Raw genomic sequence first — 7,706 nt, forward strand, 5'->3', positions numbered from 1 at the left:
GCCGACAAGTGGGATCCGCCGTCGCTGTTCAAGGCGGTCGCCGCCGAGATCCGCGACCTGACCACGGGCTATGCGGAGGTCTTCGGCAGTGTGGGGAAGGCCTGAGATGACGCTGGTGAGCCAGGGGACGGTTCCCCGGCCCGGAACGGGCACGAGGCGACAGGGGACAGCCGCCCGGCCCGGTGTCGACCAGCAGGTGAGCCGGGGAACCGTCCCTGGGCCCGGGAGGTGTCCGACATGCCGGCCCTGATCTTCGACTGCGACGGCGTGCTGGCCGACACCGAACGGGACGGCCACCTGCCAGCCTTCAACGCGGCCTTCGCCGAAGCCGGGCTGCCGATCACCTGGAGCGAGGCTGACTACGCCGAGAAGGTGAAGATCGGCGGCGGCAAGGAGCGCATCGCGTCCGTCTTCACCCCCGACCTGGACGCCCGGATCGGCGCCACCACGGCTGAGCAGCGGGCCGACTGGATCAAGCAACTGCATCTGCGCAAGACCGCCCTGTTCACCCAGCGGGTGGCGGACGGGCTGCTGCCCGGGCGTCCCGGCATCCACCGGATCATCGCCGATGCCCTGGCAGCGGGCTGGACGGTCGCGGTGGCCTCCACGTCCGCCGAGGCCAGCGTCCGGGCGGTGCTCAGGCACGCGGCCGGGGACGCGAGCTACGCGCAGGTGCACGTCTTCGCCGGTGACGTGGTGAAGGCCAAGAAGCCGGCGCCCGACATCTACCTGAAGGTGCTGGAGGATCTCCAGCTCGATCCCGCCGAGTGCGTGGTGGTGGAGGACTCCGGGATCGGGGTCGCCGCCGCGCGGGCCGCCGGGCTCACCACCGTCGTCACGGTCAGCGCCTTCACCGCCGAGGACGACTTCACCGGTGCTGCGCTGGTCCTCAGCGACCTGGGCGCCCCGGGCGCCCCGCCGACCGTGATCGCCAGCCCGGACGGTATCGAACCGGAGGACTGTCTCACCCTCACCGACCTGACCGCCCTGATAGCGAAGGAGCACACCACATGAGCGGAACCCTTGCCGACACCGAGTTCGTCGTCCGGACCATCTCGGAGACGATCCTGGCGAACGAGACCTACTTCGGCGAACTCGATGCGGTGGTCGGCGACGGCGACTTCGGCTACTCGCTGGCTCGCGGCTTCGAGATCGTCCTGGACCAGTGGGACTCCTTCGACCGGACGGACCCGGGCGTCTTCCTGCAGAAGGTCGCCACCACGATCTCGGGACGGATCGGCGGCACCTCGGGTCCGATCTGGGGCACCGCCTTCCTGCGCACCGGCGCCCAGTTGAAGAGCAAGGAGACCTTCGAGGGCGAGGACCTGGTGCGTGCACTGCGAGCCGCCGTCGAAGGAATCAAAGCCCGTGGTCAGGCCGAGCTCGGCGACAAGACCCTGCTCGACTCGCTGGTCCCGGCGATCGACACTCTGGAAGCCGAACTCGCCCGGGGCTCGGCCCCGTCCGAGATCGTCAAGGCGATGGCCGCGACCGCCCGGGAGACGGCGGACGCGACCGCGTCCCTGCAGGCGATGCGTGGCCGTGCCGCCTACACCGGTGAACGCTCAATCGGCTCGGTGGACGCCGGCGCCACCGCGATCGCCGTCCTGCTCGAAGCCCTGGCTGCCGCCTGGCCCGCCTGACCCGCTACCTCCGGGCCAGGGGACGGTTCCTCGGCTCACCTCCGGCAACCGCCGCTGACAAGGTGGGACGCCGGAATCATGGGCCAAGGGACTGGGCCAGGGTGGGCCAGGGGACGGTTCCCTGGCTGGTCTCCCCAGCGAGCCGGCAGGAGCCTGGGCCGAGGAACCGTCCCCCGGCCCGCTGCCCCACCGTCCCAAGCACTTCGTCAACCCAACCAACTCATCCGCACCATTCGAAGGAGAGTCATGAAGAAGTTCGTCAACGATCCCAAGCAGTTCGTACCCGAGATGCTCGAGGGCATCGCGCTGGCCAACCCGGACACCATCACCTACGTGCCCGAGTACAACCTGATCATGCGCATCGACGCCCCGAACAACGACAAGGTCAGCATCGTCCAGGGCTCGGGCTCCGGCCACGAACCCGCCCACGTGATGGTGGTCGGCCCGGGCATGCTGGACGCCGCCTGCCCGGGCGACGTGTTCGCTGCCCCGCCGGCTGACTACGTCTACGAGACCGCCAAGCGGGTCGCCTCTGACAAGGGCGTGCTGCTGCTGGTCAACAACTACACCGGCGACCGGATGGCCTTCGACATGGCCGCCGAGCTGGCCGATGCCGACGGCATCACGGTGAAGACGCTGTTCATCAACGACGACGTCGCCGTGCAGGACTCCACCTGGACGGTCGGACGCCGCGGTGTGGCGGGCAACTTCTTCGTCATCAAGGGCGTCGGCGCGAAGTCTGAGCAGGGTGCCTCGCTGGAGGAGGTCTACGCGGTCGGCGAGAAGATCAACGCGGTCACCCGGACGATGGGCATCGCGCTCACGGCCTGCACCCCGCCAGCGAAGGGCGCCCCGCTGTTCGACCTCGGCGACGACGAGATGGAGGTCGGCGTCGGCATCCACGGCGAGCCCGGACGGCGCCGCGCCAAGCTGGTCAGCGCTGACGAGATCGTGGACGAACTGCTGGGCGCGGTCGTTCCCGACCTGCCCTACAGCGCAGGCGACCGCGTGGCCCTGATGATCAACGGCCTCGGCGGCACCCCGATCAGCGAGCTGTACCTGCTCTACGGCATCGCCGCCAAGAAGTTGCAGGCCCAGGGGATCACGATCGCCCGCAGCTACGTCGGTGAGTACTGCACCAGCCTGGAGATGGCCGGAGCCTCGCTCACCCTGGTGAAGTTGGACGACGAGATCGAGGAGTTGCTGGCCGCACCGGCGTCCATCGTCAACCGGATCTTCTGACCCGTCGTGTGAGGCGAATCCAGCGCCAGATCGCCCGCTACGGTCCGCAGGGCCCCGAAACCCGATCCGGCGCTGGATTGTCTCACGGTGCGCGACGAATCCAGCGCTGGCGGCTCTTCGGGTGGATCCTTGAAGCCCGCAGTCGGGGGCTCCTTGGAGCCCGCAGCCGATTCGGCGCTGGACACTCGCCTCCCCGGAGCCGTCCCGGAGCACCTCCGGATCGTCGCCCCCCGGACCACCGCTCCCCGCCTCGCTCCTGGATCACCCCTCGGATCGCTTTCGGATCGCCGCCTCCTGGGTCGCTCTTGGCTCACTTCCGGGTCACTGCCCCTCGGGTCGCTCTTGGCTCACCCCCCGGATCACCGCCTCCCGGATCACCGATTACCCTCGGCTCACCCCCGGACCACCTTGCGTCCCGAACTCGCACTTTGCCTCTTCACCTCGACTTTGCGTCTGCAACAGCACGCGCAATGTCGAGGTGGGAACGCAGAGTCGTTCTGGCGGCGCTGGGGTGGACGGGGGGTGTGGTGCGGGGGGGACGGGGCGTGGTGCGGGAGAGCCGGCTGGTGGCGTCGGGTGTGGATGAAGGAGGGGGACCCAGGGAGTTATCCACAGTTTTGTGGTTGGGTGAACCAAGGCGCGGCTGGGTGCCGAAACTGCTGGCATGCAGGTTCAACTGACACGAGACATGGTCCGAGCCGGCTTCTCCCACGACGAGATCGCCGCCCGCGTTCGGCGAGGTGAACTGGTTCGGCTACGGCGGGGTGCCTACAGCTCTGGCTGGGAGTCCGGCCGCGTTGACCGGCACCTCCAGCTCATGGCCGGGACGATGCCGTTGCTCGACACCGATGCTGTTCTCAGTCACTTCTCGGCGGCGGTGCTCCATGGCCTGGCCGTGCCGGCGTCCACACTGACCCGGGTATGGGTGACGCGTTCATCGGCAGGTGGTGGCAAGCTCTCGCCCCAGTTGCACGTCCTCAAGGCGCCCCTTCGGCCGGAGGACATCACGGTGGCGGACGGATACGTCACAACCTCCCTCGCCCGGACAGTCGTGGATCTCGCCCGACATGCTCCGCCGGAGTACGGCCTGGCGGCAGCTGATCTGGCGCTGCGCAGAGGGCTGCCCCGGGAGTCGCTGGAGGAACAGATCGATCGCTGGCCGCGACGTCCGGGAAACCGCCGGGCGAGATATGTCGTCGAACGAGCGGACGGGAGGAGCGAGAGCTTTGGTGAGTCGTGGAGCCGGCTGGTCATGTGTCAACTGGGGATCCCGCTGCCCACTCTGCAAGTCAACCTGACGGTGGGGGGCTCGAACTACCGCTCTGACTTCGGGTGGCTCGATCTCGGCCTTCTCGGAGAGTTTGATGGTCGGATTAAGTACGCCGAACTCCTCCGGCCAGGTCAGACGGCCGCGGATGTTGTCATGGAAGAGAAGGGACGCCAGGAGGACCTGCTGTCGTTCGGCTGGCACATGGTTCGCTGGGGCAGCCGTGAGCTGTCCAGCCCGCCGACCTTCGGCCGTCGACTGGAGTTGGCGCGGAAGCACGCCGCAGAGCGCATGACCCCCGCCAAACTCGAAGCACTCCGTCGCACTCTGCGTGCCTAACGCGACTTGGCGTCTGTTGTAGCGCGCGCAGGGTCGAGTTGGAGGGGCGGAGTCGGAGCAGGGCCCGCAGAGTGGACAGAGAGGTGCGGGGCGGGGTGGAGTGTGGACGGGCCGGGGTGCGGACGGGCTGAGGTGCGGACTGAACCGCCCCGGTGAGTCCGGAGACTCGGTGGTGTGTCTGCCTCAGCTTGCTGCTGAGGCTTCGGTGTGAGCGTAGTACGCGGTCTTGGTTTCGATGGGGGTGAGGTCGCCTCCGGCGTACTCGTGGAGGCGTCGGTGGTTGTACCAGTCGACCCATTCGGCGGTCGCGAGTTCGACCTCCTCGACGGTCCGCCACGGCCTGCGTTTGATGACCTCGGTCTTGTACAGGCCGTTGATCGTCTCGGCCAGGGCGTTGTCGTACGACGAGCCGACGGCCCCGACCGAGGGTGTGATGCCGGCTTCGGCGAGCCGCTGGGTGTAGCGGATCGACCCGTACTGCGAGCCCCTGTCGGTGTGGGCGATCAGCGCGCCGAGGTCGTCGCGGCCTTCCTGTTCGCGGGTCCAGATCGCCTGCTCCAAGGCGTCGAGGACGAGGGTGTCGGTCATCGAGGATGCGGTCCGACAGCCGAGGATACGGCGGGCGTAGGCATCGATCACGAACCCGGTGTAGGCCCAGCCCGACCAGGTCGACACGTACGTGATATCGGCCACCCACAGCAGGTTCGGCGCGGCTGGCGCGAACCCTCGTTTCACGAGGTCCTCGGGTCGTGGGCCGACACCGGCGATGGTGGTCTTCTTCACCTTCCCACGCACGACCCCGGCCAGGCCGGCGGCCTTCATGAGCCGCTCCACGGTGCAACGCGCGACCCCGATGCCTTCCCGGTTCAGCTGCAACCACACCTTCCTGGGCCCGTACACCCCGAAGTTCGCGGCGTGGACCCGGCGGATGTGCTCGAGCAGCACAGCGTCGCGTTCGTCGCGGGCGGTGGGCAGCTTGTCGCGCCACTCGTAGTAGGTCGACGGGGCGATCTTCACACCATGCTCGGACAGCACGGCACAGATCGGCTCCACACCCCATCGCAACCCGCCCTCGGCGGGCAGGTGGTCGGCGTGCTCGCGGATGAAGTCCACGATCACTGCCCGGGCCGGTCGAGCTCGGCCGCGAAGAAAGCCGACGCGGCCTTCAGGATCGCGTTCGCCCGCTTCAACTCAGCATTCTCACGCTTGAGCCGCTTGACCTCGGCCGACTCCTCACTGGTCACCCCGGGCCGGGCGCCCTGGTCAACCTCAGCCTGCCGCACCCACTTACGCAGCGTCTCCTGCCCGACACCCAGCAGCTCGGACACCTTGCCCATCGCTGCCCAATCCGTGTCGTGGTCCGACCGGACCTCCCCGTACATCCGCACCGCCCGCTGCTTCAACTCAGCGGGATACCTCTTGTTCGTGTTCCCTGACATGACTCCAACCTTCCCAAGGATTGGAGCCTCCGGACATCCCGGGGCGGTTCAGACGGGCTGAGGTGTGGACGGGCTGAGGTGCGGACGGGCCGGGGTGTGGACGGGCCGGGGTGCGTCGGTTGCGCGTCCGCGCGGGGGCGCTACGCGCAGTGTCTCGTTGAGCCGGGTGAAGGTTCCCGGTTGCGCGTCCGTGCAGGGGCGCTACAGTCCCAGCGCCTCCGGCAGGATGCTCAGCGGCACCGAGCCCAGATTCAGCGCCCGGGTGTGGAAGTCCTTCAGACTGAACTGCTCGCCCCGATCGCGGGCCGCCAGCTCGGCAGCAGCGCGGGCCTGCTCCCAGAGTCGCTGTCCGACCTTGTAGGAAGGAGCCTGACCGGGCCAGCCCAGGTAGCGGTTGAGCTCGAAGCGCAGGAACGCCTCGTCCATGTTGGCGTTGGCGCGCAGGAACTCCCAGGCCTTCGCGGCGTCCCAGATGCCACCGCCCCAGCGTTCCGGGCAGGGCTTGCGCAGGTGCACGCCGATGTCCAGCACCACGCGGGCAGCCCGCATCCGCTGTCCGTCCAGCAGGCCGAGCCGGTCGCCGGGATCAGCCATGAAGCCGAACTCCTCCATCAGTCGCTCGGCGTACAGCGCCCAGCCCTCGCCGTGACCCGAAGTCCACAGCACCAACCGTCGCCAGCTGTTGAGCTGATCGCGCACGTACACCTGCTGGGCGATCTGCAGATGGTGGCCCGGTACGCCCTCGTGATGGACGGTGGTCTTCTCCCGCCAGGTGGTGAACTCGGTGACACCCGGCGGCACCGACCACCACATCCGGCCCGGACGGCTGAAGTCGTCGCTGGGGCCGGTGTAGTAGATGCCGCCGTTCTGGGTCGGGGCGATCATGCACTCGATGGTCCGCACTGGTTCGGGAATGTCGAAGTGCACGCCGTTCAGGGCTGAGATCACCGAGTCGGCGGTGGTCTGCATCCACTCCTGCAGCGCTCGGGTGCCGTGCAGGGCGTAGGCGGGTTCGGAGTCCAGCACGGCCACGGCGTCCTCGATCGTGGCTCCGGGCCCGGCGATCTCAGCCATGATGGCGTTCTGCTCGTCGGTCATCCGCTGGAGTTCCTCCAGGCCCCACTCGTAGGTTTCGTCCAGGTCCACCGCTGCGCCGACGAAGACCCGCGAGAAGCGGGCGTAGCGCTCCCGTCCCACTGCGTCTGCGGCTGGCGCGTGTGGCGCCACCTCGTCGGCCAGGAAGCGCGCCAATTCGCCGTAGGCGGCAGCAGCATCGCGACCGGCCCGCTCCAGATCGTGGGCCAGTGCGGCCGGCACGGGGTCGCCGTCCGGCCGGGCGTTCGCCGTGAAGCTGACGAAGAAGGAGGACGCCGGGTCGGCGAGATCCTCGGCCTGTTTGATCCCTTCGGACACCTGCAACGCCGCCGGCACCAAGCCGTCCCGGACGCCCTCGCGCAGCGAGGCGATGTAGCCGCGGATCGCGTCCGGCACTTTGGCGACCCGGCTGGCGATGGTGGCCCAGTCGTCCATGGTGTCGGTGGGCATCAGATCCAGGACGTCACGCAGTTCCTGCAGCGGGCTGGCGATCACGTTCAGGTCGGCGGTGTACTCCCGGGCGTCGAACAGGTCGACCCGCAGGCCGAGTTGGTCGCGCATCGCCGCGAGTGTCACCTGGTCGGTGGGGTCTGCCGGAACCGCTCGGGCGAGCTCTCGGAGCGTGGCGCGATCGAGGTCGGCCCGTTCGGCATGACCGGACGGGGAGTAATCGGTCATCAG

The 7,706-nt window shown here is 68.5% G+C and carries 6 protein-coding genes; 4 read left to right on the forward strand and 2 right to left on the reverse strand.

The window, feature by feature from the left end:
* Positions 1-237: 237 nt before the first annotated feature.
* From VB080_RS13470 to VB080_RS13485, 4 genes are all read left to right on the forward strand, one after another.
* Positions 238-1,014 (forward strand): HAD-IA family hydrolase, encoded by a 777-nt coding sequence (locus VB080_RS13470; protein ID WP_323418968.1) that lies wholly within the window; start codon positions 238-240, stop codon positions 1,012-1,014.
* The gene (dhaL, locus tag VB080_RS13475; protein WP_323418969.1) at positions 1,011-1,643 is read left to right on the forward strand and encodes a dihydroxyacetone kinase subunit DhaL; all 633 of its coding nucleotides are present in this window, start codon (positions 1,011-1,013) and stop codon (positions 1,641-1,643) included. The genes VB080_RS13470 and dhaL overlap by 4 nt, the downstream gene beginning before the upstream one ends.
* Before the next feature lie 246 nt (positions 1,644-1,889).
* A complete protein-coding gene (gene dhaK, locus VB080_RS13480; RefSeq protein WP_323418970.1) occupies positions 1,890-2,885 on the forward strand; it encodes a dihydroxyacetone kinase subunit DhaK in 996 nt (331 codons plus the stop codon).
* A 664-nt stretch (positions 2,886-3,549) separates the two neighbouring features.
* Positions 3,550-4,491 (forward strand): type IV toxin-antitoxin system AbiEi family antitoxin domain-containing protein, encoded by a 942-nt coding sequence (locus tag VB080_RS13485; protein WP_323418971.1) that lies wholly within the window; start codon positions 3,550-3,552, stop codon positions 4,489-4,491.
* Positions 4,492-4,674: 183 nt separating this feature from the next.
* On the opposite strand, the gene VB080_RS13490 is transcribed toward VB080_RS13485, so the two are convergent.
* Both VB080_RS13490 and VB080_RS13495 read right to left on the reverse strand, forming a co-directional pair.
* Positions 4,675-5,930, reverse strand: a protein-coding gene (locus VB080_RS13490; protein WP_323418972.1) for an IS3 family transposase whose coding sequence is annotated in 2 segments (ribosomal slippage) — positions 4,675-5,645 and positions 5,645-5,930 — 1,257 coding nt in all. Because the reading frame shifts where the segments join, the coding sequence is not laid out codon by codon here.
* Between the two features lie 201 nt (positions 5,931-6,131).
* Positions 6,132-7,706, reverse strand: a 1,575-nt coding sequence (locus VB080_RS13495; RefSeq protein WP_323418973.1) for a DUF885 domain-containing protein, incomplete at its 5' end; no start/stop codon positions are given.

Origin of the sequence: Propionicimonas sp., assembly GCF_034927565.1 — a bacterium.
Classification (GTDB): Bacteria; Actinomycetota; Actinomycetes; order Propionibacteriales; family Propionibacteriaceae; genus Propionicimonas.

Bases quoted from the DNA above. Each gene is read 5' to 3' on its own strand.
- VB080_RS13470 (WP_323418968.1), top strand. From the start codon at position 238: ATGCCGGCCCTGATCTTCGACTGCGACGGCGTGCTGGCCGACACCGAA.
- VB080_RS13485 (WP_323418971.1), top strand. From the start codon at position 3,550: ATGCAGGTTCAACTGACACGAGACATGGTCCGAGCCGGCTTCTCCCAC.
- dhaK (WP_323418970.1), top strand. From the start codon at position 1,890: ATGAAGAAGTTCGTCAACGATCCCAAGCAGTTCGTACCCGAGATGCTC.
- dhaL (WP_323418969.1), top strand. From the start codon at position 1,011: ATGAGCGGAACCCTTGCCGACACCGAGTTCGTCGTCCGGACCATCTCG.